We start from the raw sequence: 26138 nt of genomic DNA on the forward strand, positions 1-26138 counted from the left end.
GGTACTGGACTGTCCGCATCGCCGTTCAGGGATTCGTGAAGAAGCCGTTGCGCGACTGCACCCGCAGCGATTTGTCCTTTGTCTTCAGTTCCAGCTTGTGGAACTGTTTTGGCGTCGTGTCGGAGGGTAAGGCGTAGCCGATTTCGTATTGTGTGCGCAGTTCCTGCGCGATGTCCCCAAAGATATGTTTGAGCGTTGTGCCAGCGCTAACTCGGTACACATGACCACCGGTCGCAGAAGACCAAGCCACCAGGTTTTCCATGCCGGGATCGCCGCCGGGGCGGACAGGGGAGTTGGCAAAGCCACGCTGCGGAAGGTCGTTCCACGCGCTATAGGAGACAGCGTAGATAGGCACGTTGTCGCGCTGTGCTTCGGCAATGGCATCGGCGCGTTTCGTGACACTGCCATTGTCACCGCCATCGCTGATAAGAATGATGGCTTTGCGTCCACGAATCTTCGCGAGCAAATCTTTGCTAAGGCCGTAGATGGCATCATTCAGGCGAGTGGCGGTAGCCGCCCTCTGGTCGTAGTGCAGCCCATACAGCGCTAGATGCAGCTTGCCGGGGTCGTTAGTCAGATCGCTGTGAGCAAGGACATTCGCGTTCACCTCGATCAACGCAGCACGATCCTGTGGTCGTCCAAGCACGGTTTCAAAGAAGACATCGCAGGCGCGTTGTTCGTCATCAATGAAAGTGCGTTGACTGCCGCTTGTGTCGATCATCACGACGAAGGTCAGCGGTAGTTCATTACCTTGCGAGAAGTACTGAATCGCTTGCTCTTTGCCGTCCTGTTTCAGCGTGAAGTCGTCTTTGGTAAGGCCGGTGCGTGGTTCGCCCGTCTTATCTGTAACAACCGCAGACACTTCCACCAAGCGTGATGTGACATGCAATGTCTCGACTGGCGCTTCCTGTGCCAATGCAGGCAGTGCAACGAGCAACACCGGGATGAGTGTGAGAAAGCGCATGGATGATTCCACTGCGATTCAGAGCCTGTTCAGGTCGGGCGCGACATGGCGCCTATGCAATGGTACGTGCCAGCGCCCGCTATTGTTCAGGGATTCGTGAAGAAACCGCTGCGAGCCTGCACGCGCAACGATTTGTCCTTCGTCTCCAACTCCAGTTTGTGGAACTGTTTGGATTTGGTGTTCGCAGGTAATGTGTAACCGATTTCGTACTGCGTGCGCAGTTCTTGCGCAATGTTTTCGAAGATGTGTTTCAAGGTAGTTCTACGAGTCACCTCGTAGACATGGCCACCTGTCGCGACGGACCACTCCTTGAGGTTCGTGAGACCTGGATCTGCAGCGCTTCCAGCAAGAGTCACGCCGGAAAGTCCGCCGATACCCCCTTGGGGCATCATGTCGGTTCCGCTCCACGCACTGTAGTCGACAGCATAAACCGGCACGTTGTCCCGTTGCGCTTCAGCGATGGCATCTGCACGGGAGACTGTGTTTCCCAAAGCGCCGCCATCGCTGATGAGGATGATTGCCTTGCGGCCGCGTACCTTTGACAGCACGTCTTTGGACAGGGTCCAGATGGCATCGTTAATGCGGGTCGCGGTACTCTCTTTTTCATCAAAATGCAGGGCCGCCAGCGATAGATGAAGTTTTGCCGGGCTATTCGTCAGTTCGCTGCGTGCCGTGATCTTTGCATTCACTTCTACGAGAGCGGCCCGGTCCTGAGGCCGACCCAGTGCGGTCTCAAAGAAGACATCGCAAGCGCGCCGTTCATCGTCAATGAAGCTGCGCTGGCTACCACTGGTGTCGATCATCAGGATAAAGGTCAGCGGCAGCTCATAAGCCTGCGAGAAGTAACGGATGGGTTGTTCTTTGCCGTCCTGCTTCAGAACGAAGTCGTCCTTGGTGAGGCCAGTGCGCGGTTCGCCGGTTTTATCTGTGACTACAGCGGAGACTTCCACCAGGCTCGATGTCACATGCAGTGTCTCCACCGACGCTTCCTGCGCAAGTGCAGGAAGTGTAAGCAACAGCATCGGGAAGAATGCGAGATAACGCATGGGCGATTACACCGCGTGACTAAGAACCTGCGAGTAAAGAGACGTGTCCACGTTGCCGCCGCTCAGGATGACAGCGGCGGGGCCGGGCTTGCGAGCGGAATCCATCAGCAGTGCCGCCAGTCCTAGCGCGCCTGCTCCTTCTGCGACGTTATGCGTTGCAGCGAAGTAGAGTCGCATGGCTTCTGCCACTTTCGCTTCCGGAACTTCTATAAAGCGCGCCACGCCTTTGCGCATTGCTTCCACAGCTTCTGCATTGGGTTTGCGGCAGGTTACGCCATCGGCAATCTTTGCGGTTACGGGAGCTTCTACGACCTGTCCAGCAGCCACGCTCAGCACGGTTGCGCGTGCTTCTGTTGAAGTGACGCCGACGATCTCTGTGGCCAAACCAAGTCCATCGCGCACGGCAATTGCACCGCAAATGCTGGAACCCATGCCCACAGGAACATACAGTGTGGCGATCTGCGGTTGCGCCTCCAGCAGTTCGAGATGCAGCGTTGCAACGCCGGTGATCAGGACGCGGTGCACACCGGAAACCATGTGCCAGTCGTGCTCGGCAGCAAGCGCGACAGCATGGTCCATTGCGGCCTGATAGTCATCGCCATGTTCGATCAATTCAGCGCCCTGGGAACGCATGGCTGCATTCTTCTCCACACTGTTGCCATGCGGAACCACTATGACAGCGCGCAGTCCATGTTTGCGCGCGGCAATGGCAATGGATTGGCCATGATTGCCTCGCGTGGCGGAGATGACGGTGGTGACTGCAGGCTCGCGGCGTCGTAGCGATTCCATGTACACCAACCCACCGCGTACTTTGAATGCGCCAACGGGCGAATGATTTTCATGCTTCACCCAAAGCTCTGTACCCGCGGCGGCCTCAAGCTGCGGCCAGCGAATCTGCGGCGTGGGCGTGAGCACGTCGTATACATGACGCGAAGCTTCGCGAATGGTGGCAAGATCGGGCATCAGTGCTTGCTCAGGCATGTGTTGCGATCATCTCCTCTGCGGAAGGTTCTTTTACCGCGCGCGAAACCTGCACGTTAACGGCGTAAAACGTAGCTCCGCCGCCAATATCGGTTACACGTTCGCTGGTGAGTACGTTGACTCCGTGACCGTCATGCGACAGCTTGTTCCAGCCCAGCGATGTGGCAACTGTTCCTTTGACCACGCGTCCCGTGAAAGCAACCTGCAGATGAATGGAGCCGCGCTCATTTGTTACTTCCACTTCATCGCCTTCGTGTAGGTCGCGTGCTGCGGCATCGTCCGGATGCATCTCCACAATGTTCAAACCGATGCGCGAGCCTTCCATGCCGCGATGTTTTGGCATGTTCGCAAAGGTAGAATTCATCCAATTGTCTGCTTTGCGTGCCAACATGCGTAGCGGTTGCGTGCTATCTCTACGCTCCGGTGCTGCGACGTACGCTGGCAATGGATCAAGCCCCTGTTCGCGTAAAGATTCGGAGTAGAACTCACCTCTGCCGCTGGGCGTTCTGAACCACGATGCGTCGGTAAAAGGCATAAACTCGCCGCGTTCATTGCGCGGCAGCTTCAATTGCATCATGTTTCCGTGCGCCTGCAACGCCTCCATGGTGATGCCTTCGTGCCAAGGATGTTGCGTGTCCAGCGCCTGCCGGATGAGATCGTGTTCCGTGTCGTGGAAGCACGACTCGTCGAATCCCATACGCTGTGCGAGTTGGCCAAACAGCCACGCATTGCTGCGTGCTTCGCCCTGTGGCTGCATGGCCCGCAAAGAGAGCTGTGCCACGTAATGGCCGTAGGCGCCTTGTACGTCATCCTGCTCCAGGAACGAAGGCGATGGCAGAACGATGTCCGCGTAGTCTGTCGTGTCGGTCAGGAAGCAGTCATGGACCACGGTGAAGAGATCATCGCGACGCATGCCCCGCAGCACTGCGTTCTGATTGGGCGCAACGGCTCCGGGGTTGGAGTTGTAAACAAACAGCGCATGCACGCGTGGCGCATCCAGTTCCGTCAGTGCATGGCCAAGCTGGCTCATGTTCACCATGCGAGCTTCGCGATGCAGGGGACTCGCATGCATCAGTTCCGGCATTTGCAGCTTCGCGGAGTTGAAGCCAAAGGCATTCGATGAAGACAACATCACGCCCCCGCCATGATGCCTCCATGCACCTGTCAGTAAGGGCAGCATTCCCACGGCGCGCGCGGCTGTGCCACCGTTGTCCGTGCGCTGGATGCCGTAGTTCATGCGGATGACAGCAGGCTTTGTCGTGGCGTAGCGGCGCGCCAGCGTGACGATGGTTTCCGCGTTGATACCGCAGATTTTCGCTACGTTTTCCGGTGCGTATTCCGCAGTCATCACACGTTCACGCAACGCCTCAAAACCGTGCGTGCATGCGGCAATGTAGTCGCGGTCTTCCAGGCCATCGCGCAGAATCACATGCATCATGCTCATGGCCAGCGCGGTATCTGTTCCCGGCGTGAGTGCGATGTGTTCATCTGCCAGCTTTGCTGTCTTCGTCTGATACGGATCGATCACAACAAGACGAGCGCCATTGCGCCGTGCCTCTTCCACAAACGGCCACAGGTGGATGCTGTTGCCGTGCAGGTTCGCGCCCCACGCAAGGATGAGTTTTGCGTATACGAAGCTCTGCGGTTCCGGCCCAATGCGCACGCCGTATACCGCATTCAGCGCGGCTGATCCTGCACTGGCGCAGATGGTGCGATCAAGCTGCGACGCCCCAAGCCGATGAAAGAAGCGGCGATCCATGGACCCGAAGCCGAGCTGGCCAATGGTACCCGCATAGCTGTAGGGCAGCACCGATTCAGGCCCGTGCTCGTTGCTGATGGCTTGCAGGCGTTGTGCAATGGTATCCAGCGCCTCGTCCCACGAGATGCGCTCGAATGCTGCAAACTCTTCGCCATGCCTCAGCGGACCTTTCGGTACGTCCGCTTTGCGTTTCATCGGATGCAGAAGGCGGTCGGGCGCATAGACACGGTCAAGATACCGCGCCACCTTTCCGCAGAGAAACCCACGCGTGACAGGATGTTCTGGATCGCCAGTGATGCGGACCACGCGTTCCGTTGCATTATCGATCGTGGCGATGATGCCGCAACTGTCCGGGCAGTCCAGCGAGCAGGTCGCATGGACTGTGCGTGTTGCCGACGCGAGTTGGTTCCCGCTGCCCATGTGATGATTGTAGAAGTTTCGTGCAGTAAAAGAGAATGGCCAAATCCGCAGGAGGCTTTCCGGCAATGCGTCGCATCTTCCGCAGTGTGGTTTTTGCAATCGCAGTGGTGACCGCGCCGCTGTGTGCCGTGGCGCAGCGCACCGAAGGCGAACAGATGAAGGTGCTGCCACAGGCGGAACTGGATGTGGTGAAGGTGTTGCTGTCGCAGGAGCGTGCATGGAACGCAGGCGACATGAACGCATTCCTCAGCAGCTACGAGAAGACACCCGCACTGATCGTGATCAGCAATGGCGTGGCACACGGATTTGAAGATGTGGAGGCCACGTACAAGAAGAATTACCCTGACCGCGCGAGCATGGGCAATCTGACTTTCAGCGACCTTGAACCACACATCCTGGATGATCGTTTTGCCATGGCCACCGGCAGGTATTCGCTGGAACGCGTGAAGAACAAAGGCGGTAATGCGTCTGGCACGTTCTCTCTGGTGTTGGAGAAAACTGCGCAGGGATGGAAGATCATTTTGGATCACACCACCTGATTTTCCGCATGAGTGATGTGCCGCGAACAGCGCGACGGGTGCATCCTAAAGATATGCGCGTTCACGAAGTGAAGACCTCCACCCTGAAGCTTGTGTACGAAGAGGGTGGTCCGAAGAATGGCAGGCCGCTGATGCTGGTGCATGGCTGGCCGGATTCGCCGCGAACCTTTGACAAGCTGCTACCTGCACTCCATGGCGCAGGGTATCGGACCGTTACGCCGTATCTGCGCGGCTATGGCCCAACAGAGTTTCGTTCGCCATTGCTTGGCCGCAAGCCGCGCCGTACGGGGCAGGCTGTCGCATTAGCACAGGATGTCCTTGATCTGGCGGATGCGCTGAAGTGGAAGACTTTCGATTTCGTTGGTCATGATTGGGGCGCGCGCGTTGGCTATACGCTCGCGGCGCTGCATCCGAGGCGGCTGAATCGCATGGTGACGTTGTCCGTTGCGTTTCAACCGGGTTCGCTGAAAGCTCCGAAGTTGTCGCAATCCGAGGCGTACTGGTACCAGTGGTTTCTGTGCACCAAGCCGGGCGAGGCTGCGTTTCGCGCCGATCCGCTGGCCTTCTGCAAACGCCAGTGGCAGACATGGGGGCCGGAGGATTGGTTCTCAGAACAGGAGCTGGCCGCCGCTGCGCAATGCTGGACGAACAAGGATTTTGTCGACGTGGTATTGCACTACTACCGTGTGCGCTGGGGACATGCTGAGCCCGATCCACAATACGCCGTGCTGCAGGCGCGATACGATGCAACGGTGACGCTCGATGTACCGACGCTGTTGATCCACGGCATGGAAGATTACTGCGTGCTGCCCGAAACCACCGACGGTGCGGGAAGACACTTCACCAATGGCTATCGCCGCATATTGCTGGAGGGCGTCGGGCATTTCCCGCAGCGTGAGCAGTCGGGCGCGGTAGCCAATGCAATTCTGCAACATCTGTTGGAGCAGTAAGAATGAGTGAACAGGAAGAAGGTCTGATCGTGCGGCATTACCAGGTAGAGGGCCGCGTGCAGGGCGTTGGCTTTCGCTGGTTTGTGCAGCGCGAGGCAGCGGAAATTGGCCTGAGGGGGTGGGTGCGCAACTCCCCGCATGGCCATGTTGAGGCGGTCGCTGCAGGTTCACCGGAGCAAATTGCGGAACTGGAGACGGCGCTGAAGCGCGGAAGTCGCGGATCGCGTGTGGATCGTATCCGCATCCATAATCTGGAAGACAGCGAAGCGGCGGCACTCAGGGAGTTCCGCATTGAAGGTGCTGTTTAGGCCTTCCACAAGACAATTTTTAGATCTCACAAATCAAGGCGTGGTCACTGACTACGCCTTGCGCCATTTATCCGGACCGCCGCCTGCTGTGTGGCGAACGCGCTCCACGTCCGGATGATCAGAAGGATTCAGTTCCTTCACTTTCGCAATTGCTTCTTCCTGCGTGGCGAAAAGGGCACTGGCGCGTTCTGATCCCTTTGCACGCACCGCGAACTGGCCGTCCTCATTCTTCTCCACGAAATAGTGTTTTTCCGTCGACATGGCCACACTCCTTTTTCGCTGAGATGCGTGGATACCTCCATGTGTATCCCCGCCGCCCTCGTTACAATAACTGCATGTCCCACCTCATCAACTGCGAACCTCTGAAGGACCTCATCCGCACGGTCCCTGACTTTCCCAAACCCGGCATCCTCTTTTACGACATCACCACGCTACTGAAGGACAAAGCTGGCTTTGCGCAGATGATTGACGCCTTTGCGGCGTATTACATCGACAAGCAGATCGACCTGGTTCTGGGTATTGAGGCCCGTGGCTTCATTTTTGGACCGGCGATGGCGTATCGCCTGAATGCTGGCTTTGTGCCTGTGCGCAAGCCAAAGAAGCTGCCCGCACCCACCGCTCGCGTGACCTATGACCTGGAATACGGTTCGGATTCGCTGGAAATCCATCTGGATGCCATCCAGCCCGGACAGCGCGTGGTCATTGTGGACGACCTGCTGGCAACCGGTGGCACCATGCAGGCCACGGTGCAGCTTGTGAAGCAGCTTGGTGGCGAGATTGCCGGCGTGGCATTTGCCGTGGAACTGGACTTCCTGAAGGGCCGCCAGAAGTTCCCGGACATCGATGTCTACTCCCTGCTGCACTACAACGAGTAGCGTTCAGCGAAGATCAACTCGCACTTGTTCACGTAAAAATCCCGAAGCACTCTCAACGGAGTGGTTCGGGATTTTTCGTTGCGTTCAGGATTCGTTTTCTCAGCCAAACACAATGCAGCTTGGCGATTTGACCGCCGTGCCAGAGACCGTCGGCTGCAGGAATCCTGTTGCTTCATCGATGGGGAACACAAGCACTTCGTCCGTGACCTGATTGGCGCTCAGGAACCAGCGGCCCGTGGGATCAATCGCAATGTGGCGCGATTCCTTACCGGGGTTGGCGAGCCGCTGCACTTCCAGCAGTCCACCTGTTTCCGGGTGAATTGCGTACACCACAAAGTCTTCATGCACGCGGTTGGAGGCATAGAGGAAGCGCAGATCCTTGCCGAAGATGATTTCGCTGGCGCGCACATCCACCTTGGAAACACCCGGCGGCAGCGTGCGCACAGTGGACAGCGTCGTCAGCGTCCCTGCGGCTGCATCCCACGCAAGCTGGTCAATGGTGCAGCCCATTTCGTTGATGTTGTAAACCCACACGCCGTTCGGGTGAATGGCAACGTGACGCGGGCCTTCGCACGGCGTGGCCAGCCATGCGCCGTATTCGCTGAGCTTGCCGCTGGGACGATCCACTTTCAGAATGCGGATGCGGTCACAACCAAGGTCGTTGATGAAGACGTAATTGCCGCAGGGCGAGAACGTCGCATCGTGCGCGTAGCTGTGGTCCTGGCGCTTTGGATCGGGACCGTGTTCCGCGGCGTCAAACGTCGCCAGCGTTTCCGGTGTCAGCAATCCGCCGAGCGAGAACTGGAAGGATGCTGCTGATCCGCTGAGATAGTTCGCGGCGACAACCACGCCGTCACGCTCGTCAAAAGCCACGGCGTTTTGTCCGCCGGTGGCGGCGCGGCTCTGCTGCGTTAGCTTTCCATCAGCGCCCACGGCAAAGGCGATCATCTCCCCGGGTACACCGTCACCCGATGGCTGCGATGTGGTCAACAGGCTGCCGTTTCCGGCAAAGCGCAGCCAGCTTGGCTTGGGCACATCGGAAACCAGTCCCGGCTCGGTCAGCAGACCGCGCTCCGAATCGAAGGAGGCTGTATAGATGCCGCGGCCACCGCTGCTGGTGCCAATGAAAACACGTTCCTGACTCATTGCTTCTCCTGCTTCTTATGATGCGTTGTTTTCAGGCAAACATCAGACAGCTTGGCCCGGCAATCTGCACCTGCGAGGCGCGCTCGCCCAGTTTTCCTGTCGCGGTGTCGATGGGGAAGACCGAAATGTCGCCGGAGAACTGATTGGCGCTTAGGAACCACTTGCCACTGGCGTCAATGGCCATATGGCGCGACTCGTGGCCGGGATTCATCCGCTCCTGGATGAGATTCAGTGCGCCCGTTGTGGAATCAATCGCAAAGACAGCGAAGCTCTCATGGATGCGGTTTGATGCGTACAGGAAGCGGAAGTCCTTCGAGAAACACATCTCGCACGAACGCGACTGGTCCTTGCCGGGTGCACCGTTGGGGATCGTGCTCCATGTGCCCTTGGTGGTCAGCACGCCATGAGTGGGGTTCCATAGAAGCTGGTCTACGCTCGATCCCATTTCGTTGATGTTGTACACCCACTTGCCGTTGGGGTGGAACACAAGATGGCGGGGGCCTGCGCCTGCCGTGCCTTCCCAGTGATCTGGCTTATGCGGCTCTAGTTTTGCGGTTGCGTGATCGAGGCGGAAGACGTGAATGCGATCGCAGCCCAGATCGTTCACGAAAACAAAGTTGCCATCCGGCGATGTGAGTCCGGAATGAGCGTGTGCGCTCGTCTGGCGATCCTTGTCAGGGCCGTGCTCGCTGGCAGGGAACTGGATGAAGCTGACCTCGCTCAGCTTGCCGTTCGCATCCACCTGGAACGACGAAACGTTGCCGGGGCCGTAGTTGGAGATGAAGACCGCACGCGCATCCTTCGATACGCCGATGTGACATCCGCCGCCATCCTGCGAAAACGCGCGGCCGAGTTCGGAGATGGAATGGCCGTTGCCAATGCGATAGCTCACCGCCACGGAGACGCGCTTGCCTGTTGCGTTCGGTGCGGTGGCTTGCGCGAAGAGCATGCCTTTTGCAGTGGCGAGGAATCCGGGGCTGTCGATCTTTGCGATCAACTCCGGCTGTGTCAGTTTGCCGTCAACAAACTGTGCAGCGAAGATGCCGGGGCCAATACCGGAACCGTCACGCGCGGTGTTGGCTGTTCCAATGAAAAGCCGCTGCCCCTTTGCCTGTGCTGCGGCACCACGCACCATCATTGAGGCTCCTACTGCCGCCGATCCCGCCAGAAACTCACGCCGTGTCTGCACCCGCTTCACTCCTTTTTCAGCGAAGCCTTATTCAGACACTTCGCTCACACGCAGTTTTTCGTCCCTACCAAGATAGCCCTTGCGGCGCAGCCAGTCCTCCATGCGGTCGTGCAGCAGGTCCAGTGGTACACGCAGTCCCGCTTCCATCAGGCCGTCGGCGAGGGGCAGCGTGTCGTCAAATATCGCGTCGTTGGTGAAATTGCGCATTGCGAAGCTGTCCAATCCCCTAAGTGGAACAGGAGAGGCGGTGCCGTCCTCACGGACGACTTCCAGCGCAATGCGACGAACGAACATGGGTGCGATGGTAGCGCATTCGCGCTAAGCCCAAAGGACGAAGCAGGCACCCGGCAGTTTGATGCTGCTCACCTGCGCGCTCAACAGGCCTGTCTTGGGATCGCGCGGCAAGACAGACACATCATTGCTGCGCTGGTTGGCTGCAATCAGCCAGTGTCCTGTGGCGTCCAGCGTGATGCAGCGGTTCTCCACGCCTTGCGATGGCAGGAACTGGATGCGCCGCAGCGTTCCGTCCGGCTGCACCGCGTAGGTGACGAAGCTCTCCAGCGTGCGCACGCTGCAATAGAGAAAACGGTTGTCAGCTGACAGCGCCATGTCTGCCGTGCGGCACTTTGGCGGCGCGTCCACTGGAAGGGTGCTCACGCTTTCGCGCAGTTTCAGCGTGCCACGCTTCGCGTCCCACTCCAACAGATCGACGGTATTCGTGAGTTCGTTGTTGCAGTAGATCCACTTACCGTTGGGATGAAATACAAGATGCCGTGGTGCAGAGCCTGGCGCTGCTGTGTAGAACGGTGGGTCATGCGGTGTCAGCTTTGCCGTCTCCGCGTCGAATGCGTAAACGTAAATGCGGTCGCAGCCGAAGTCGTTCACGAGCACAAAGCGGCCACCGGGCGCGGTCAGAATGGAGTGGCATCGGCTGTGCGGTTGCGCGGGCTGTGGGCCGTGGTGATCCGTGCCGTATTCGATGTGTTCAACGTATGGCGATAGCTCGCCGTTGTGATCAATACGGTAGGTGCTCACGTCGCCGCTACCCCAGTCGGCCACCATGGCCACGCGTCCGCTGGGGTCAATGGAAATAAAGTTTGGGATGTTGCCCTTGGCCGTCTGCTGATTGATGGAGCGCAACGGCTGTTCTGCATTGCCGGTAATCTCGAAACCCTGAACCGCTGCAATACCGTCCACTGTGGCGGTCGTGTAAAGACGATTGCGCTGGTGCGGATTCAACGTCATGGAGTCGTTGCCGGGAAGCTTTGCTGCCATCTCCGGCGGGGCGAATGTCCCGGTCTTCGCATCGAACGAGGTCTGGAAGATGCCTTGCGCCTCTTTGCCGGTGGTGCCGATGAACGCTGCTTTGCGGTGGAGCGATAGCGCTGGTTGGATGGCAAAGGAGCGTAGGGCAAAAGCAGTAGCAGGCAGGCCAAAGGCAAAGTGACGACGATTCATCGCGAGGGCTCCGGGGACGCGCCACCAGCATACGCCCTCATGCAACTCGCTACGTGGTTGCAGATGTTGTTCATAGCAAACAGTGGAGGAGCGCCGAAGCGCTCCTCCCGTATTCACTGAACTTAAATGCGATTTACAGAGCGCCGCCGTCGGCAGGCAGATGCCCGGCATATTCTTCCGGCTTCACGTTGTCATCAATCACCGGCAGCGTAGGCAGGTTGCCGGTCGATCCAGCTTCATCGACGACGGACTTCACGTTGGCCAGCACTTCATCGATGGTCATGGTGTACATCTCGCGGCCGTTGTCGTAGCCATTCTGGATGATGGTCTTCAGATACTTGCCTGCGGCCTGTGCGGCAGCGTAGTCGGTGATGACGAAGCCAGTGGCGCGCTTCATCTGTACCCAGGCCACGTTGGGCATGGCAATCCAAACCGGGCGTCCGCTGACGTCAAAGCGAATGTCCGTGGCGTCCGCGTGGCGCGTGGCAATGGCGACAACCGTGCCCTTCCAGACGCAGTGCAGCTTTTCTCCGGTCCACTTATCTTCGACGGTGAAATCCTCGTACATCAGCAGGGGTCCTCTCGTAGCGGGTGCTGGTTCCAGACTAAGGATTCCTCCGGCGATGGGCAAGCGTCGCAGCCCGGATTGCCCAGATACATGACATCTTGTTCATCTTGAGGCCTAAAACAGAGAAATTGGCCAAAACAGGGCTTCTCGGACTGGAAGTGTCCGATGGGGTGCGGGTTAGCGTAGAGATACCAGAACAGCTCCCTCATCGCTGTCCTCTTCTGAAGGAGCCCTTAATGCACTCCCGCACATGGAATCGTCGCGAATTCATGATGGCTACCGGTGCGACTGCCTGTCTGGGGGCGCTCGATTCTCGTGCACAGGCAACACCGGATTACACCGTCACCATTGATGCCTGTACGGTGGAGGCTTCGCCGAAGCATGTTGTGCGCACCGTGGGGTACAACGGCCAGGTTCCTGGCCCGTTGCTGCGGCTGCGCGAAGGACGAGCCAGCACGATTCGCGTAGTGAATCGCACGAAGTCGGAGGAGATTGTGCATTGGCACGGCCTGCATCTTCCCCCTGCGACTGATGGCGCGATGGAAGAGGGAACGCCCATGGTGGCGCCGGGTGCCATTGTGCAGTTCCAGATGACGCCGCAACCGGCAGGGTTCCGCTGGTATCACACGCATACCTTTGCCGGGAATGATCTACGGAAGGCTCAATACAGCGGCCAGCACGGATTTCTGTACGTGGAGTCGGCAAATGAACCGGGTAACTATGACGCCGAACATTTTCTGGCGCTGCACGACTGGAACGGATATCTGACCGGCGGCGACGACGGTTCGATGAATCCCACGTATGACATCAGCACAGTGAACGGCCGCATGCTCGGCTATGGTGAACCCATTCGCGTGAAGCAGGGGCAGCGTGTTCTGTTCCACATCCTGAACTCTTCGCCCACTGAGGTGCACTGGGTAGCGCTGGCTGGACATACGTTTCATGTCATTGCACTGGATGGCAATCCAGTCGCTACGCCTTCTACGGCTACGATGCTTCGCCTTGCGCCTGCAGAGCGCGTGTCCGCGTGGGTTGAGATGGATCATCCGGGCGTGTGGGTGCTGGGTGAGGTCCGCAAACACATTCAGGCGGCTGGCATGGGCACGGTCATTGAGTATGCCGGAAGCACGAAGAAGCCTGCGTGGCTCCAGCCTGCGTCGCTGGCATGGGATTATGCGCAGTTCGGCACCGCCGACGCAGATGCGGCGATCACTTCGGAAGTAGAGGAGATTCCGCTTGTACTGGAGAGCCGTTTCAAAGGGCATGGGTCGCAGGAACGATGGATGATCAACGGCAAGTCGTATCCGGATACCGACATGCCTGTGCTGGTGCAGGGCCGTCGCTACCGTCTGCGTTTTCAGAACAAGAGCATGGACGACCACCCGATGCATCTGCATCGCCACACATTTGAGCTGAAGGAACTGGCTGGTGGTAAGCGGACCCGCGGTGTCATGAAAGACACCGTGCTGGTACCGTCGGGAGCTGAGACGGCGGTGGAGTTTACCGCGTCCAATCCAGGCCTTTCTCTGTTGCATTGTCACCAGCAAAACCACATGGATCTGGGCTTCATGATGGTGTTCCGCTATGCCTGAGAAAACGGCACAGCGGTGGACGAAGGCGCGCGGCTGGTTGCTGACGGCGATAGCCACGGCAGGACTGTGTGCCTCACGCAGTGTCGTGGCGCAGGGAAATTACGAGATCCAGGTGTATGGCTCGGACACAGTGCTACCGGGCAACACGATGCTGGAACTGCACTCGAACTTCACTGCGAAGGGCCAGCGTTACACGCTGCAGGGCGTTTACCCCACGAATCATCAACAGCACGAAACCATCGAGATTACGCAGGGGTTGAATGGCTGGTCAGAGGTAGGCTTTTACATCTTCACCAGCGAACAGGATGGGCATGGCCTCCAGTGGGTGGGCGATCATATCCGCCCACGCGTCCGTGTACCGGATAGCTGGCATTGGCCCATCGGCGTCAGCCTGTCGACCGAAGTCGGCTATCAACGCGCGGTCTACTCCCCGGATACATGGACATGGGAGATCCGGCCGATTCTCGATAAGTCGGTTGGGCGTTGGTACTTTGCATTGAATCCAGCGCTGGAACGTACGTGGCACGGACCAGATGTCGGTCAGGGCTTGGGTTTTGCGCCCGGTGTGAAGGTCAGCTATGACGTAAATCGCGCAGTCAGCATTGGGCCGGAATACTATGCGGATTACGGTAGGCTGGGACGGTTTGACAATCTCCATAACCAGCAGCAGCAGATTTTTCTGGTCACGGATCTGAACGTGTCGCCGAAATGGGAGATCAATTTCGGCGCAGGACTCGGTGCCACAGCGGCAACCGATCACCTGATTGTGAAGTTCATTCTTGGGCGCCGGTTTTCCTGGAAGAAGCCGTCTGAGGTGGAATAAGCGGCTAATTCTGCGAGGGCTGTTCGACGGAGTCGAGAACCAGTACCTCCAGCGGCTCCTTTGCCGGAATGAGTTTCAGCCCAAGCTGTTCCTGGATCGCCCTGAAGAAACTGGGTGCGTTACTGTCTGCAGGGGCGCTGCCGTCGTCCGGCGACCATTCCAGCTTTATGTCATAACTGTCGGTCAGGCCGGTGCGGTTCACCACGACCCTGCCGGCAACCTGACCGAGTTGCTCAGCGATGATGTCCGTGGTGAGACCGGTTCCACGGAAGTACGTTTTCCCGGCGTCCCATCGCTTGCCATTGGAGGTGCTTTTCTGGAGGCGAGGCGGACCGTCGACCACCAGATCCAGCGCACTTAGCGTCTGCGTCTCCCGATGCAGCTTCAGGGCAAACCGGTCTGCGATGAGCATCTGCACCAGTCGGCGCTTCTCGATATGCGCATCATCGCCATTCATTTCGCGCATCTTTGCGTCCGTTGCAGCGTCCGTCTTCGCTTGCAGGTCAAAACGTTCACGGCTCATCCAGTCCGGCGTATTCAGTATGCGTTTCTCCGGCATGTCGTAGGCCCATGCAAGTAGCCCTCGCAGGGTGACATTGGAGGCGCTGAAACTTCCTCCTGCCGGATAGTTAATGTGCGTGCGTCCGTCATTCACTGCTGGCGTTGGCTTCACGGTGGACACTTCAAATCCGTTAGTGACTGCGGATACCTGGGCCATGAGCGGCATGGTCAGCATGGCCAATAACAAGAACTTCGGACCCCGCATCGCGCCTCCTGCACCACTTTCAGGGCAGCATACCGTTGGGCACCCCGCCAGCGCCATCTCTCACTGCTAAACTTACGCTTGGCGCAGATTGCGCCGACCGATTCGCGTTCGGGCCTCGCAGAAGGCCGCTGGCGCACGCAAAAGGATTCCGACTCTTGGACACACCCAACCGTACCCGTACTTCGCCGCTGCCCGTTCACGCTGAAGCATCGTTCGTGACCAAGAAGGCAGGCATTCTGGACAGCCTTGCCAATAACCGCAAGCTCGCACTGAACTTGGCCATCGCTGTGGTGGTTGTCGTCGTTGTTGTGGTCGCATGCGTCCTGATGTACAACCATCGCTCGGCTGTTGCTGCGGATCAACTTTCCGCTGCCATGCAGACCTACGCCGCGCCCATCCGTTCTGCGGAGAACCCGGTTCCCGCCAGCACGCGCAGCTTCGGCTCCACCGATGAGCGCGCGAAGGCTGCGAACGCCGAGTTCAAGGCCATTGCCGACACCTACGGCATGACCGACGCAGGCCGCAATGCACTGTATCTGGAAGGATTGACCGCTCTGCAGACGGGCCAGAACAGCACCGCCGAGGAGCTGCTGAAGAAGTCCGCCGGTAGCTGGAACCGCGATATCTCAAACCTGGCGGGTCTGGCATTGGCTGGTCTGTACCACCAGACGGGCCGCACCAGCGACGCTGTGGCGGAGTACAACCGCATCATCGGCAAGCCATCGAACCTGGTTCCTACCGGTCTCGCCAAGCTGCAGCTTGCGGAGATGTATGACTCCGATGGCAAGTCCGCCGACGCGAAGAAGATTTACGCAGAGATCAAGGACAAGGACCCCAAGAGCGCTGCTGCTGAAGTGGCCGGCGAAAAGCTGAACGGCCCCGCCGCCCGCTAAGTTACACCGCAAAAAGGAACACCGCATGGCGGCTCCCGAAAAACCATCGGCAACACTGGCAGAGTTGATTCGTCGACGCTCCAGCGCCGGAAGGCCAAAGGAGCCGCCATCGCCGTCTACGGCAAAGCCCCCGGTGGCGGATCGCTTGGGGCAGTTTGGACTGCTGTTTGCCGAGCCTGAAGATGAAGTAGCCGCCCAAAGCGACGAACCGGAGACACTCCCCGAAGCAACAGAATCGAAGCCTTCTGAGCGCAGGCTATGGTCCGTTGCGGAGCTGGTTTCGGCGTTGCGTTTCCGCGTGGAGCGCGAGTATGCGGATGTGTGGGTGGAGGGCGAAATCTCCAACTGCCGCCCCGCGCCCTCGGGTCATCTGTATTTCACGCTGAAGGACGGCGATGCGCAGTTGCCAGTGGTGCTCTTCCGCCGCGAAGCTGCGCTATTGAAATTCAAACCCACAGACGGCCTTAGCGTGTTGGCCCGTGGGCGTGTCAGCGTCTTTGAAAGCCGCGGGCAGTTGCAGTTGATTGCCAACTCGCTGGAGCCGCGCGGCGCGGGCGCGTTGCAGCTTGCCTTTGAGCAGTTGAAAGCAAAACTGCGCGCCGAGGGGCTGTTTGACGAGGATCGCAAACGTCCGCTGCCACCGTTTCCTCGGACAGTTGGCGTGATTACCAGCACGCAGGGCGCTGTGCTGCGCGACATTGCCACGGTGGTGCGGCGACGCCATGCGCGGCTAAATCTCTTGGTGTTTCCCGCAACGGTGCAGGGGCCAACGTGTGGTCCGGATGTGATGCGTGGCCTGCGTTACTTCAATGACGCGCCGGAAGCGCATCGTGTCGACGTCATCCTCATCGCGCGCGGTGGCGGTTCCGCGGAAGATTTGAGTGGATTTAACGACGAGGCCCTGGCGCGGGCCATCGCGAGCAGCGACATTCCCGTTGTCTCTGCGATTGGTCACGAGACGGACTTCACCATTGCCGACTTCGTTGCGGATTTGCGTGCTCCAACACCCTCTGCCGCAGCGGAGATTGTTACCGCCGCGCAACATCGCATTGAAGAGCGTGTGCAGTCGTTGGAAGCGCGGCTGTTCCGGGCAGTTCGTTTCCAGCAGATGCATGCGCGGCAGCGTTTTCTGCGCACATCCGCGGAAGGGGCATTTGCGCGTCTGCGCGATGGGATCAACCGACGCCATCAGCGTGTGGACAGCGCTCGATTCCGTCTGGAGGCGCTTTCGCAACGGCTTTTGCAGATGCGTGCCACACAGCTTCGCCGGGTTTTGGAGCGATTACAGCGGCAGGATGTCCATCGCCGGGTCTTGCTGGCGACGGCGCAACAGCAGCATCTACAGCAGCGGTTGGAGCGCACTGCGGCGGGGATCATGGTCCATTCTCGACAGCGGTTGGAGCGGGCAGGAGCGCGTCTGGAGGCGCTTTCGCCCACGGCTATTCTGGAACGCGGCTACGCTCTGGTGTATCGCGAAGACGGCTCGCTCCTGCGAGACGCATCCACCGCAGCAGCGGGAGAAACCATTACGGCACGCGTGGCGCGCGGTTCCGTCCGAGCCATTGTTAGCGGTAACCCGCGCAATCCTTAATATCTTGATCAACTTTCTCAAATTCCACGCCTAGAATGGATACGGCAGGAATCAGACACGAATGAGAAAGCTCTTCGGAACAGACGGCATCCGCGCCGTTGCAGGACAAGCCCCCCTCGACCCTCGCACCGTCCACGCCGTTGGCGTCGCACTGGCGCATCATATTGCCGCCCCCGGCACGCAGCCGAAGGTCATCCTTGGCATGGACACACGCGAGTCCAGTGAATGGATCGCCGCTGCCATCACCGAAGGTCTCCGCAATGGCGGCGCGGTGGTTGAATCGGCGGGCGTTATCACCACGCCTGCGATTGCGTTTCTTACCCGTGCACACGGCTTCGCAGCGGGCATTGTCATTTCTGCTTCGCACAATCCCTGGCAGGACAACGGCATCAAGGTCTTCGGCCCGGACGGCTACAAGCTGCCGGATGCAACCGAGCTTGCCATTGAGGAAGAGATCTTCCGCCAGTTGGAAGCGAACTCGAACCACTCGTCGATTCACACCTCGGCCCCGGCCGTCGAAGAAGCGGATCGTGCGGAGTATGTGCGTTCGTTGCTCGCCGCAGTACCGGGACTATCGCTGGATGGCAAGCGCCTCGTGGTCGATTGCGCCAATGGCGCCGCATCCGCAGTTGCGCCGCAGTTGTTTGCGGGACTTGGAGGCGAAGTTCGCATCCGCAACGCCAGCCCCGATGGCCGCAACATCAATGTTGAGTGTGGCGCAACCAAGCCTGAAGTTGTAGCGAAGTACGTACTTGAGGACAAGGCAGACATCGGCATCACTTTTGACGGTGACGCGGACCGCGCCATGTTTGCGGATGAGAATGGTCGCGTGATTAATGGCGATGCGGTCATGCTGCTTGCTGCGCGTGATCTGCAGGCGCGCGGATTGCTGCATGACAACACGGTGGTTGCCACAACGATGAGCAACATGGGACTGGAAGCCGCATTGAAGCGCAGCGGCATCCGTATGCTGCGCGCACCCGTGGGCGACAAGTATGTTCTGGAACAGATGAAGGGCACTGGTGCGTCGCTGGGTGGCGAACAGAGCGGCCACATTCTCTTCACGGGCAAATCCACAACGGGTGACGGATTGCTGACAGCGCTGTTGCTGCTGGATATCGTGCATCGCAGTGGAAGTTCGTTAGCTAAGCTGGCGGAGGACCTGAAGACGTTCCCGCAGGTCATCGTCAACGTGAAGGTGCGCGAAAAGAAGCCGCTGGAAGGCATTCCTTCCGTTGCGGAAAAGATTCGTGAAGCAGAAAACGCGCTCGCCGATACGGGACGCGTGGTGATTCGTTACAGCGGAACCGAAGCGCTGGCACGCGTGATGATTGAAGCTGAAGACGAATCTTCCATGAAGCTCCACGCTTCGGCAATCGCGGATGCGATTCGCGCAGAGCTTGGCGTTTAAAGCGCTCTAGGGCGCAGGATACTCAGTCACCTGCGGTGTCTTGCGCGGCTTTGTCTCCGTGCTTCCGCCCGTGTCGTTGATCACGTTGCGGATGGCCCCAAGGTTGTCGAGAGCGACCGTGATCATGTGGTGAAAACGCACCTGCGGTGTGTTCGGTACTTCAATCGCGCGATCCAGTTCCACGTCCGGGTGGCGGAAGACGCTGTAAATGCCCAGGCCCCACGCCTCGTGCTGTTTCACGTTGTCCGCCACTTTGTATGAGGCCCAACCCTTCGCGCCGTTTGTGTCTGTCCATGCAGATTGTGTCGGCGGGTCATAGGGAATTTCGGATTGATAGAAGTAGGTGCGTCCTGCTTCACCATTCCACAGCACCTGGTACCGCTGATGGTGTTCTACGAATAGTCCGTAGATCGTCACGCGATTACCGTTGACGATAAGGCCGTTGTCGCTTTCGTTGATGTTCCAGCCCACTGTACCGGGCTTTCCATGATCGGCGCGCCAGATCCATGTGTGATCCACAATCGTGTCGTTACTGTGGATGACAAGGTTCGCGCTGGTTTTCCCAACGGTCGCTCCGCCAACGCGAAAGAACACATCATGCAGTGAGATCGGGTTCGCCGCATGAGAGCGAACGCTGTGCTGTGTTCCCACTTCGAGCAGCGAAGGTGACTTCTTTTCTCCCGCATCGAACAGCAGTCCGGAGACGGTGATGCCGCCTTCATCCGCAACGATCATCGCTTCTGTTCCTGCTGTTGGGTGCAACGTTGCGAATCCAAGACCGAGTACGACAGTGTTCGCGTGAGTTACGCGCAGTGGCTTATTGAGGTCGTATGTGCCGGGTGTCAGTAGCAGGTGTTTGCCCTGTGCCAGCGCGGTGTTTATCGTGTCTGCGGTGTCGTGTTCAGGATGTGCAATGTAGAAGTGCGACAGCGGGATGGTTCGGCCTGGAGTGTTTCCGTTGTGCCATGTTGCGCCCACGGAATCGTGTTGCAAGGCAGGTACGCGCACAGCCCATACGCCCTTCGCATCGACAAAGAGAAATGGCTTTTCACGCACGATCGGCGTCTTCGCAACCTTCGTGTAGGGCGGTTTCGGCCACTCACCCCCAGGCATGTTGTTTGTGCCAACGAAGACCATGTTCCAGTTCGATCCAGTCCAGCGTTGCCATTCGGTGCTGCGCGAAAGCCATTGTTGTTGCGACCCGGAATCCACGGTTCCATCCACAACGGTATCGCTCATCCATCCGCCGCTGGCCCATCCATGTTGCTGGTGCAGCACCACGTCGCCATGCACGTGCATGCGGCGAAAGAAGATCGCCTGCGATACAGCCCACTGCATGATTCCGTTTGTCGGCGTGACTGAAAATCCTTCGACGCCGCGCCAGAATGTGGTGGTAGCGTTGTTGTTCTTCAACGCAGCATCGGAGTGGACATTGCCATCGATGCGCACATCATTGGGCGATGCACCTGCACCAATGACTTGTGTGTAAAAGCCCACGGGAACAGCCAGGTGATACTGGCCCGGGAGAAAGATGAACGCATAACGGCCGCTGCCGAACTCGCTGTGCTGCTGTTCGGCATAGACTGTGTCGATCTTTGCCTGCATGGTTTCTGCGCTGTCTTTGGGAGAGTAGACGAACACGTTCGGGCCCAGGTCAGGTGCCTTCGCTGTATGCTGCGCAAACGATGAGCCAGTGAACAGAAAAACTGTAGTTGTTGCGAGGATGCGCAGAAGCATTGCGTGAAACTCTCCCAACGAAATGGCAGCGCGCAATTGTTCACGCGCAAGATCGCCTGAGTGTAAATTGCGCGTGCGTTATTCCACCACGACGCGTGGCACGCGATCGCTAATGCCGCACAGAATTTCGTACACGCTGGTGCCTGCGATGCGGGCCTGCTCGTTAGCTCCTACAAACTCCGACCCCATGCTGCCAACCAGAACAACTTCATCACCAATCTTGGTCTGTGGAAGATGTGTCACGTCCACAACCGTCAGGTCCATGGACACGCGGCCCAGAATTGCAGCGCGCCTGCCATGCAGTAGTACGAATCCACCTGCATCTTCGGTCGATGAAGAAAGCCCGCGGCGGAATCCATCTGCGTAGCCCACTGGCAACAGAGCCACCCGCATCGGCCTCCTGGCGATGAACGTCGAGTTGTAGCCAATGGTAGTTCCCACGGTAATGTCGCGCAGGCTCACCACGCGCGTCTTCCATGTCATCACGGGCTGTAGTGAACAGCCGACATGCGCTTCTGGGAAGCCGCCCTCCATGCATAGTTCCAGCGGAAGTGTGTAACCGTACAGTGCAAGGCCCGCGCGCGTCATCGCCTGTGCGCCCAGCATGCCTGCCAGCGCTGGAATCGCGGCGGGCATGTAACCACTATCCGTAGCGGATGTGTTGCCCGCATGGACATAGGCAGGCGCGAGCCCTGCTGCGGCTACTTGTTCCAACGCAAGCCTGAAGTCGCGCATCTGGTGACGGTCCTGCGGATCGTCGGCGATTTCAGTCGACGCAAGATGCGTCATCACACCTTCCAACAGCAGCGGTGAATCTGCGGTGAAGCGCGACAGCAATTGTTGCAGCAAAGCGCCGGGAGCCACTCCCTGTCGCGACATACCGGTATCAATCTCTACGTGCACAGCAAGCGATCGCGCAGGAAGTCTACGTCGCTTTGCCTCTGCTTCCAGCAGATCGAGATGGTACGTCTCCCATACAACCGGCGTGAGAGCGTAATCGAGCACGGAGGCTTCTTCACCAAACCAAACGCTGCACATCACCAGCAGCCGTGGTTGCGGCATGCCCTGCGGCAGAATGCCCAATGATTGCCGCACTGCAACGCCTTCTTCCACGGATGTAACACCAAGCCACTTCGCTCCGGCAGCAGCGAGAATCGGTGCGCATTCCGTAGCGCCGTGGCCATAGGCATTTGCCTTGATGACGGCCAGCATCTCCACCTGCGGCCCCGCAGCGGCCTGCAGGGCGCAGTAGTTGGCGACAAGGCGTGAAACGGAAATCTCCGCCCAGATGGGGCGCGTGTGGCTTGGAAGTACAGATCGCATACGGCTGTTCTGATGCTATCGTTCTGCGATTGCACAGTACAGATCAGTCTGGCTTTGGCTTAGATATCGCGTCGATCACCAGCGTATCCGCGGGTGCTTTCACAGGTTGCAACTTCAGCCCGACTTGTGACTGGATTGCCGTGAACAGTCCTGGCGGAGCGTCTGCAGCGTCACTGGGCGGAGCATCGTCTGGCGCCCATTCCAGCTTCAGGTCGTAGCGTCCCTTCAGCCCTGTCTGGTCAACGATGGGTCGGTTCACGTGGAACTGCAGGATCAGCACAAGCTCGGACATGGCCGTGTTCGTGAGATTTTCCACGCGAAGCCCGGCCGCCTGGCTGTTTCTCTGATCCATCGGGCCGTCGGGTTTGCTCGTGTTCTCGATCATCTTCGAGCCGCCCTTGGCCACGGTCAACGCGAACACCGGTATCTCCCGCTGTTCGTGGTGCAGTTGCAATCCAAAGCGTTCCGCCAGGATCTTTCGCATCAAGGTCTGCACCTGCGTCAGGCTGGGTGAGCCTTCCATGTCCGGGACTCCAGCAACATCCCAGCGCTGCGTCTCGGCCCACGCCGGCATATTGGCAATCTGCACTTTCTGCATGCCATAGCCAATCAGCAGAAGTTGCTGCACAGTGGTGCCCAGCAGCAGCACGCGCCTGCCATCCATGTTGATGTGCTGGCCGCGTGTCTCCGTAGGATCGGTGGCTTTCACCGATGCCACTTCCCAGTCAGGATCGGCATTCGCGGGCATCGCCTTCTGTCCGAATGCTGTGGAAGGAATGCTGCAGAGCATCAGCAAGGATGCGAGCGTGGCAGGCGTGTTCCATCGCCAGATACGAGACAAAGGATTTTCCATAACCGGTTATACGTGTGATCTCCGCTGATGTTCCGTGGGGATGTTTTTGCCTGATAACGGATATGATTCGGCGTCGTTGCGGACTGCATCCAATCGATATGCCCGACAGCCGCAGTTTTGATATGACCACGCTTCCGCTTTCTGACACCTATAAGCTGCTGGCTTCCACGGTTACGCCGCGCCCCATTGCGTGGATCACCACGCTGGACGCTGAAGGCCGCGCGAATGCAGCGCCGTTTTCCTTCTTCAATGTGATCAGTTCCGATCCGCCGTTATTCTGCGTGGGCTTTTCGGCTGCGCCTGACCGCGAAGGGAAGGATACGCTGGCAAACATCCGCGCTTCTGGCGAACTGGTCATCAATCTTGTTTCGGAAGAACTGGCAGATGCAATGAACATTACCGCAACGGATGCGCCGCGTGGGCTGGACGAGCTGGTGATTGCAGGGCTTGAGATTGCGCCGAGCGAAGTTGTACTGCCACCGCGCATTGCGGCATCGCCGGTGTCGATTGAGTGCCGGACGTTTCAATGGATTGAAACCGGTGGATCGTCCACGGTGCTGATCGCGCGCGGCGAACGCTTGCACATTCGCCGCGACGTGTTTGCGAACGAGGAACGGCTCTACATCGATAACGCCAAGCTGGACCTCATCGGTCGAATGGGCGGGGCAGGGGACTACATGCGCACCCGCGACACCTTCACGATCCACCGGATCGCCTGGAAGGACTTTCCACAGAAGTAGCTTCGGCCAGCGCCTGCTTACTTCACAGGGGTCGCTTTGAATTCACCGTCGACGCTGTACTCAATGACATTGACAGTGCCGGCGATGGTGCCGTCGCTGTTCAGCTTGCCGTTGAATTTCAGTGATGCCTGATCGCCCTTGGCCTGCCAGGTGACGTTGCTGCCATCTACGGAACCCACGAAGTCGGACATATCGCCGCAGGCGCCGGTCAGTTTCTTGTCTTCCTGCGTCCATTTGCAGGAGAAATCGCGTTCGTTGCCCATCACGCTAATGTGGACGTTCCACTGTCCGCTCACGGACGGTGCCTGGGCCAGGGCTGCGGTTGAAAACGTGAACAGGAGTGCGGCTGCGATGCGTGTCTGCATTATGGTGTGTTCCTTTCCTCGAACCGAGGGGATGCGAAACCTGCGATTACTGCACCGCATGTTTTCTGACAATACGGATCGGGCGGCTCGGAATGTTCCTTTCGCATCGCAACGAATGCACCTGTGCAAAATTACGCTGTGATATCTCGCAGCAGGCAGTCTGTCGGGGATTCCGATAAAATCAACCCCGTTGCGCACATCGCGCCGTAGAGGAACATAACGATGGCATCCCAGATGGCAAATATCCCCGCGCTGAAAGAGCTGCACGGACAGCTCAGCGCCCGCATGACCAAGGCTGTGGAAGATTTCCGCACCAACCTGCTGGCTGTCCGCACCGGTCGCGCCAGCGTGCACATGCTGGACAACATCCGCGTGGACTACTACGGCAGCGAAATGCCCATCAACCAGCTTGCGCAGTTGTCTGCGCCGGAACCGCAGCAGATTGTGGTGCAGCCTTTCGATGTGGGCACTGTGGGCCTGATTGAAAAAGCCATTCGCACCAGCGGTCAGGGGTTCAACCCCATGCACGATGGCAAGATCATCCGCGTTCCCATTCCTCCCATGACGGAGGAGCGTCGCCGCGATGCCGTGAAGCAACTTTCCGGCATCCTGGAAGATCACAAGACCGCAATCCGTAACATTCGCCGCGACGGCAACGAGAGCGTGAAGAAGTCCTCCAAGGACAAGCTCATCAGCGCTGACGATGAAAAGCGCGCCACGGAAGAGATTCAGCAGATGACCGACGCGCAGATCAAGCAGTTGGACGATATGTTCAAGGTCAAGGAAAAGGAACTGATGACGGTTTGATCCGCCGCCAGTTTCAAACAGCAGAAAGGCCGTTACCTCTAGGAGGTAACGGCCTTTTTCAATCGTTTTCCGCGACTATTCTTCGAGCCGGTAGGTGTATTCCTCAATCACGGGGTTGGTCAGAACCTCATTGGCAATGCGCTCAACCTCGGCCTTGGCGGCGTCGCCGGTTAGGCTGTCGGCGAGGGTCAGCACAAAGTATTTGCCCTGACGGACGGACTCGACCTGCGGGTGGTGCAGGCGGCGGAGGGCGTTGGCAATCGTCTGCCCCTGGGCATCGAGAACCGTGGTCTTCAACGTGACGTAAACATGGGCGCGCATGCCCGGATTATAGCGATTTCGGCCATCTGACGCCTTTTGGTTCTCACCCGAAAGGGTGGTTTGGAGATAGCTGGCGCGGAAGGTAAACTGATCGGGTGTTGCCGAAGCCCTACCCCGGGGCGTATTGTTCCCGGCGACCACACCTTCTCGACAAAGAGGCCCCAAAGATCTTTATGCCGAACTATTTGAAGTTGCCAGTTGGCGCCAAAGCGCCAAAAGTCGTAAACGCGGTCATTGAAATCCCCTACCAGGGCCGCATGAAATTCGAATACGACAAGCAACTGGAAGTCTTCCGGCTGGACCGCAATCTGTACAGCCCGGTGCATTACCCCGGCGATTACGGCTTCCTGCCTTCCACGCTGGGCGACGACGGCGATCCGTTGGATGTGTTGGTTCTGGTCGATGAACCCAGCTTCCCCGGCTGCCTGCAGGAAGTGCGTCCCATCGGTTTGATGGAGATGATTGATGGCGGCGAAGGCGACGAAAAGATCCTTGCCGTGGGTTGCGCGAACCCGCGCTTCTTTGACATCACCAGCTACGAACAGATTCACCCGCACAAGCTGAAGGAGATCGTCCACTTCTTCTCCACCTACAAGGACCTCGAAGGCAAGACGGTGAAGATCGAAGGCTGGAAGCCGGTCGATTACGCGTACGAAGTCATTGAGAAATCCATCAAGGCTTACGCGGAAAAGAACGCAAAGTAAGACCAAAGG

28 protein-coding genes are annotated in these 26138 nt (G+C 58.5%); 12 read left to right on the forward strand and 16 right to left on the reverse strand.

Annotation, left to right across the window (positions count from 1 at the left end; genetic code table 11):
* Positions 1-25: 25 nt before the first annotated feature.
* The 4 genes from M504_RS12185 to M504_RS12200 form a co-directional block, all read right to left on the reverse strand.
* Complete coding sequence (locus tag M504_RS12185; protein ID WP_047491713.1) at positions 26-964, reverse strand: VWA domain-containing protein; 939 nt, start codon at positions 962-964, stop codon at positions 26-28.
* An 86-nt stretch (positions 965-1050) separates the two neighbouring features.
* On the reverse strand, positions 1051-2010 hold the full coding sequence (locus M504_RS12190) for a VWA domain-containing protein (RefSeq protein ID WP_047491716.1): 960 nt from the start codon (positions 2008-2010) through the stop codon (positions 1051-1053).
* Between the two features lie 6 nt (positions 2011-2016).
* Complete coding sequence (locus M504_RS12195) at positions 2017-2991, reverse strand: threonine dehydratase (RefSeq protein ID WP_198137585.1); 975 nt, start codon at positions 2989-2991, stop codon at positions 2017-2019.
* A complete protein-coding gene (locus M504_RS12200; RefSeq protein WP_047494701.1) occupies positions 2984-5170 on the reverse strand; it encodes a molybdopterin-dependent oxidoreductase in 2187 nt (728 codons plus the stop codon). Before M504_RS12200 ends, M504_RS12195 begins: the two co-directional genes overlap by 8 nt.
* Positions 5171-5235: 65 nt before the next feature.
* Between M504_RS12200 and M504_RS12205 the strand changes: the two genes are divergently transcribed.
* The 3 genes from M504_RS12205 to M504_RS12215 are packed head-to-tail and all read left to right on the forward strand — an operon-like array spanning position 5236 to position 6967.
* A complete protein-coding gene (locus M504_RS12205; protein ID WP_047491720.1) occupies positions 5236-5709 on the forward strand; it encodes a DUF4440 domain-containing protein in 474 nt (157 codons plus the stop codon).
* Positions 5679-6659 (forward strand): alpha/beta fold hydrolase, encoded by a 981-nt coding sequence (locus M504_RS12210; RefSeq protein WP_232296267.1) that lies wholly within the window; start codon positions 5679-5681, stop codon positions 6657-6659. The genes M504_RS12205 and M504_RS12210 overlap by 31 nt, the downstream gene beginning before the upstream one ends.
* A gap of 2 nt (positions 6660-6661) precedes the next feature.
* Positions 6662-6967 (forward strand): acylphosphatase, encoded by a 306-nt coding sequence (locus M504_RS12215; RefSeq protein WP_047491723.1) that lies wholly within the window; start codon positions 6662-6664, stop codon positions 6965-6967.
* Positions 6968-7018: 51 nt separating this feature from the next.
* On the opposite strand, the gene M504_RS12220 is transcribed toward M504_RS12215, so the two are convergent.
* Positions 7019-7228 (reverse strand): DUF2188 domain-containing protein, encoded by a 210-nt coding sequence (locus M504_RS12220; protein WP_047491725.1) that lies wholly within the window; start codon positions 7226-7228, stop codon positions 7019-7021.
* Positions 7229-7302: 74 nt separating this feature from the next.
* Between M504_RS12220 and M504_RS12225 the strand changes: the two genes are divergently transcribed.
* Complete coding sequence (locus M504_RS12225) at positions 7303-7842, forward strand: adenine phosphoribosyltransferase (protein ID WP_047491728.1); 540 nt, start codon at positions 7303-7305, stop codon at positions 7840-7842.
* A 99-nt stretch (positions 7843-7941) separates the two neighbouring features.
* On the opposite strand, the gene M504_RS12230 is transcribed toward M504_RS12225, so the two are convergent.
* The 5 genes from M504_RS12230 to M504_RS12250 form a co-directional block, all read right to left on the reverse strand.
* Positions 7942-8988, reverse strand: a complete 1047-nt coding sequence (locus tag M504_RS12230) for a lactonase family protein (RefSeq protein WP_047491731.1) — start codon at positions 8986-8988, stop codon at positions 7942-7944.
* A 31-nt stretch (positions 8989-9019) separates the two neighbouring features.
* Positions 9020-10177, reverse strand: coding sequence for a lactonase family protein (locus M504_RS12235; protein ID WP_156993720.1), 1158 nt, complete (start codon positions 10175-10177; stop codon positions 9020-9022).
* Positions 10178-10204: 27 nt separating this feature from the next.
* On the reverse strand, positions 10205-10471 hold the full coding sequence (locus M504_RS12240) for a hypothetical protein (protein ID WP_047491737.1): 267 nt from the start codon (positions 10469-10471) through the stop codon (positions 10205-10207).
* A gap of 24 nt (positions 10472-10495) precedes the next feature.
* Entirely contained in the window at positions 10496-11635 is a 1140-nt protein-coding gene (locus M504_RS12245) for a lactonase family protein (RefSeq protein ID WP_047491740.1), read from the reverse strand.
* A 133-nt stretch (positions 11636-11768) separates the two neighbouring features.
* Positions 11769-12203, reverse strand: coding sequence for a hypothetical protein (locus M504_RS12250; protein ID WP_047491744.1), 435 nt, complete (start codon positions 12201-12203; stop codon positions 11769-11771).
* 236 nt (positions 12204-12439) lie between these two features.
* Between M504_RS12250 and M504_RS12260 the strand changes: the two genes are divergently transcribed.
* Together M504_RS12260 and M504_RS12265 are read left to right on the forward strand one after the other, a co-directional pair.
* Positions 12440-13795, forward strand: a complete 1356-nt coding sequence (locus M504_RS12260; protein ID WP_047491749.1) for a multicopper oxidase family protein — start codon at positions 12440-12442, stop codon at positions 13793-13795.
* Entirely contained in the window at positions 13788-14618 is an 831-nt protein-coding gene (locus M504_RS12265) for a hypothetical protein (RefSeq protein WP_047491752.1), read from the forward strand. Before M504_RS12260 ends, M504_RS12265 begins: the two co-directional genes overlap by 8 nt.
* 4 nt (positions 14619-14622) lie before the next feature.
* Here M504_RS12265 and M504_RS12270 read toward each other — a convergent pair whose 3' ends face one another.
* A complete protein-coding gene (locus M504_RS12270) occupies positions 14623-15384 on the reverse strand; it encodes a TIGR03435 family protein (RefSeq protein ID WP_052200670.1) in 762 nt (253 codons plus the stop codon).
* A 155-nt stretch (positions 15385-15539) separates the two neighbouring features.
* Here M504_RS12270 and M504_RS12275 point away from each other — a divergent pair, with 155 nt between their 5' ends.
* The 3 genes from M504_RS12275 to glmM all read left to right on the forward strand — a co-directional run bounded on the left by M504_RS12275 (position 15540) and on the right by glmM (position 19279).
* Entirely contained in the window at positions 15540-16277 is a 738-nt protein-coding gene (locus M504_RS12275; RefSeq protein WP_156993722.1) for a lipopolysaccharide assembly protein LapB, read from the forward strand.
* Between the two features lie 25 nt (positions 16278-16302).
* The gene (xseA, locus tag M504_RS12280; RefSeq protein ID WP_047491758.1) at positions 16303-17868 is read left to right on the forward strand and encodes an exodeoxyribonuclease VII large subunit; all 1566 of its coding nucleotides are present in this window, start codon (positions 16303-16305) and stop codon (positions 17866-17868) included.
* Between the two features lie 61 nt (positions 17869-17929).
* Positions 17930-19279, forward strand: a complete 1350-nt coding sequence (gene glmM, locus M504_RS12285; RefSeq protein ID WP_047491761.1) for a phosphoglucosamine mutase — start codon at positions 17930-17932, stop codon at positions 19277-19279.
* A 6-nt stretch (positions 19280-19285) separates the two neighbouring features.
* On the opposite strand, the gene M504_RS12290 is transcribed toward glmM, so the two are convergent.
* From M504_RS12290 to M504_RS12300, 3 genes are all read right to left on the reverse strand, one after another.
* Positions 19286-21016: a coagulation factor 5/8 type domain-containing protein gene (locus M504_RS12290; RefSeq protein ID WP_084214423.1), complete on the reverse strand. Its 1731-nt coding sequence runs from the start codon at positions 21014-21016 to the stop codon at positions 19286-19288.
* Between the two features lie 78 nt (positions 21017-21094).
* Positions 21095-22339 carry an alanine racemase gene (gene alr / locus M504_RS12295; protein ID WP_047491764.1) on the reverse strand — a complete coding sequence of 415 codons (1245 nt, stop codon included), beginning with the start codon at positions 22337-22339 and terminating at the stop codon, positions 21095-21097.
* Positions 22340-22382: 43 nt separating this feature from the next.
* The gene (locus tag M504_RS12300; RefSeq protein WP_198137586.1) at positions 22383-23180 is read right to left on the reverse strand and encodes a TIGR03435 family protein; all 798 of its coding nucleotides are present in this window, start codon (positions 23178-23180) and stop codon (positions 22383-22385) included.
* 74 nt (positions 23181-23254) lie between these two features.
* Between M504_RS12300 and M504_RS12305 the strand changes: the two genes are divergently transcribed.
* Positions 23255-23932, forward strand: coding sequence for a flavin reductase family protein (locus tag M504_RS12305; protein ID WP_198137587.1), 678 nt, complete (start codon positions 23255-23257; stop codon positions 23930-23932).
* A gap of 17 nt (positions 23933-23949) precedes the next feature.
* On the opposite strand, the gene M504_RS12310 is transcribed toward M504_RS12305, so the two are convergent.
* Complete coding sequence (locus tag M504_RS12310) at positions 23950-24297, reverse strand: hypothetical protein (protein WP_047491767.1); 348 nt, start codon at positions 24295-24297, stop codon at positions 23950-23952.
* 222 nt (positions 24298-24519) lie between these two features.
* Between M504_RS12310 and frr the strand changes: the two genes are divergently transcribed.
* Positions 24520-25104: a ribosome recycling factor gene (frr, locus tag M504_RS12315; protein ID WP_047491770.1), complete on the forward strand. Its 585-nt coding sequence runs from the start codon at positions 24520-24522 to the stop codon at positions 25102-25104.
* A gap of 75 nt (positions 25105-25179) precedes the next feature.
* Here the strand turns inward: frr and purS are convergent, their stop codons facing one another.
* Positions 25180-25566 carry a phosphoribosylformylglycinamidine synthase subunit PurS gene (purS, locus tag M504_RS22535; RefSeq protein WP_232296268.1) on the reverse strand — a complete coding sequence of 129 codons (387 nt, stop codon included), beginning with the start codon at positions 25564-25566 and terminating at the stop codon, positions 25180-25182.
* 32 nt (positions 25567-25598) lie between these two features.
* Between purS and M504_RS12325 the strand changes: the two genes are divergently transcribed.
* Complete coding sequence (locus M504_RS12325; protein ID WP_047491774.1) at positions 25599-26129, forward strand: inorganic diphosphatase; 531 nt, start codon at positions 25599-25601, stop codon at positions 26127-26129.
* Positions 26130-26138 lie beyond the last annotated feature (9 nt).

Origin of the sequence: Terriglobus sp. TAA 43 (genome assembly GCF_000800015.1) — a bacterium.
In the GTDB taxonomy this organism is placed as follows: domain Bacteria; phylum Acidobacteriota; class Terriglobia; order Terriglobales; family Acidobacteriaceae; genus Terriglobus.

Excerpts from the sequence above, each read along its gene's own strand:
- M504_RS12190 (WP_047491716.1), bottom strand. The coding sequence starts at position 2,010 with ATGCGTTATCTCGCATTCTTCCCGATGCTGTTGCTTACACTTCCTGCA.
- M504_RS12245 (WP_047491740.1), bottom strand. The coding sequence starts at position 11,635 with ATGAATCGTCGTCACTTTGCCTTTGGCCTGCCTGCTACTGCTTTTGCC.
- M504_RS12195 (WP_198137585.1), bottom strand. The coding sequence starts at position 2,991 with ATGCCTGAGCAAGCACTGATGCCCGATCTTGCCACCATTCGCGAAGCT.
- M504_RS12290 (WP_084214423.1), bottom strand. The coding sequence starts at position 21,016 with ATGCTTCTGCGCATCCTCGCAACAACTACAGTTTTTCTGTTCACTGGC.
- M504_RS12185 (WP_047491713.1), bottom strand. The coding sequence starts at position 964 with ATGCGCTTTCTCACACTCATCCCGGTGTTGCTCGTTGCACTGCCTGCA.
- M504_RS12325 (WP_047491774.1), top strand. The coding sequence starts at position 25,599 with ATGCCGAACTATTTGAAGTTGCCAGTTGGCGCCAAAGCGCCAAAAGTC.
- glmM (WP_047491761.1), top strand. The coding sequence starts at position 17,930 with ATGAGAAAGCTCTTCGGAACAGACGGCATCCGCGCCGTTGCAGGACAA.
- M504_RS12265 (WP_047491752.1), top strand. The coding sequence starts at position 13,788 with ATGCCTGAGAAAACGGCACAGCGGTGGACGAAGGCGCGCGGCTGGTTG.
- M504_RS12230 (WP_047491731.1), bottom strand. The coding sequence starts at position 8,988 with ATGAGTCAGGAACGTGTTTTCATTGGCACCAGCAGCGGTGGCCGCGGC.
- M504_RS12305 (WP_198137587.1), top strand. The coding sequence starts at position 23,255 with ATGATTCGGCGTCGTTGCGGACTGCATCCAATCGATATGCCCGACAGC.
- M504_RS12310 (WP_047491767.1), bottom strand. The coding sequence starts at position 24,297 with ATGCAGACACGCATCGCAGCCGCACTCCTGTTCACGTTTTCAACCGCA.
- M504_RS12225 (WP_047491728.1), top strand. The coding sequence starts at position 7,303 with ATGTCCCACCTCATCAACTGCGAACCTCTGAAGGACCTCATCCGCACG.
- M504_RS12240 (WP_047491737.1), bottom strand. The coding sequence starts at position 10,471 with ATGTTCGTTCGTCGCATTGCGCTGGAAGTCGTCCGTGAGGACGGCACC.
- frr (WP_047491770.1), top strand. The coding sequence starts at position 24,520 with ATGGCATCCCAGATGGCAAATATCCCCGCGCTGAAAGAGCTGCACGGA.
- M504_RS12220 (WP_047491725.1), bottom strand. The coding sequence starts at position 7,228 with ATGTCGACGGAAAAACACTATTTCGTGGAGAAGAATGAGGACGGCCAG.
- alr (WP_047491764.1), bottom strand. The coding sequence starts at position 22,339 with ATGCGATCTGTACTTCCAAGCCACACGCGCCCCATCTGGGCGGAGATT.
- M504_RS12260 (WP_047491749.1), top strand. The coding sequence starts at position 12,440 with ATGCACTCCCGCACATGGAATCGTCGCGAATTCATGATGGCTACCGGT.
- M504_RS12210 (WP_232296267.1), top strand. The coding sequence starts at position 5,679 with ATGGAAGATCATTTTGGATCACACCACCTGATTTTCCGCATGAGTGAT.
- M504_RS12215 (WP_047491723.1), top strand. The coding sequence starts at position 6,662 with ATGAGTGAACAGGAAGAAGGTCTGATCGTGCGGCATTACCAGGTAGAG.
- M504_RS12270 (WP_052200670.1), bottom strand. The coding sequence starts at position 15,384 with ATGCGGGGTCCGAAGTTCTTGTTATTGGCCATGCTGACCATGCCGCTC.
- xseA (WP_047491758.1), top strand. The coding sequence starts at position 16,303 with ATGGCGGCTCCCGAAAAACCATCGGCAACACTGGCAGAGTTGATTCGT.
- M504_RS12250 (WP_047491744.1), bottom strand. The coding sequence starts at position 12,203 with ATGTACGAGGATTTCACCGTCGAAGATAAGTGGACCGGAGAAAAGCTG.
- M504_RS12200 (WP_047494701.1), bottom strand. The coding sequence starts at position 5,170 with ATGGGCAGCGGGAACCAACTCGCGTCGGCAACACGCACAGTCCATGCG.
- M504_RS12205 (WP_047491720.1), top strand. The coding sequence starts at position 5,236 with ATGCGTCGCATCTTCCGCAGTGTGGTTTTTGCAATCGCAGTGGTGACC.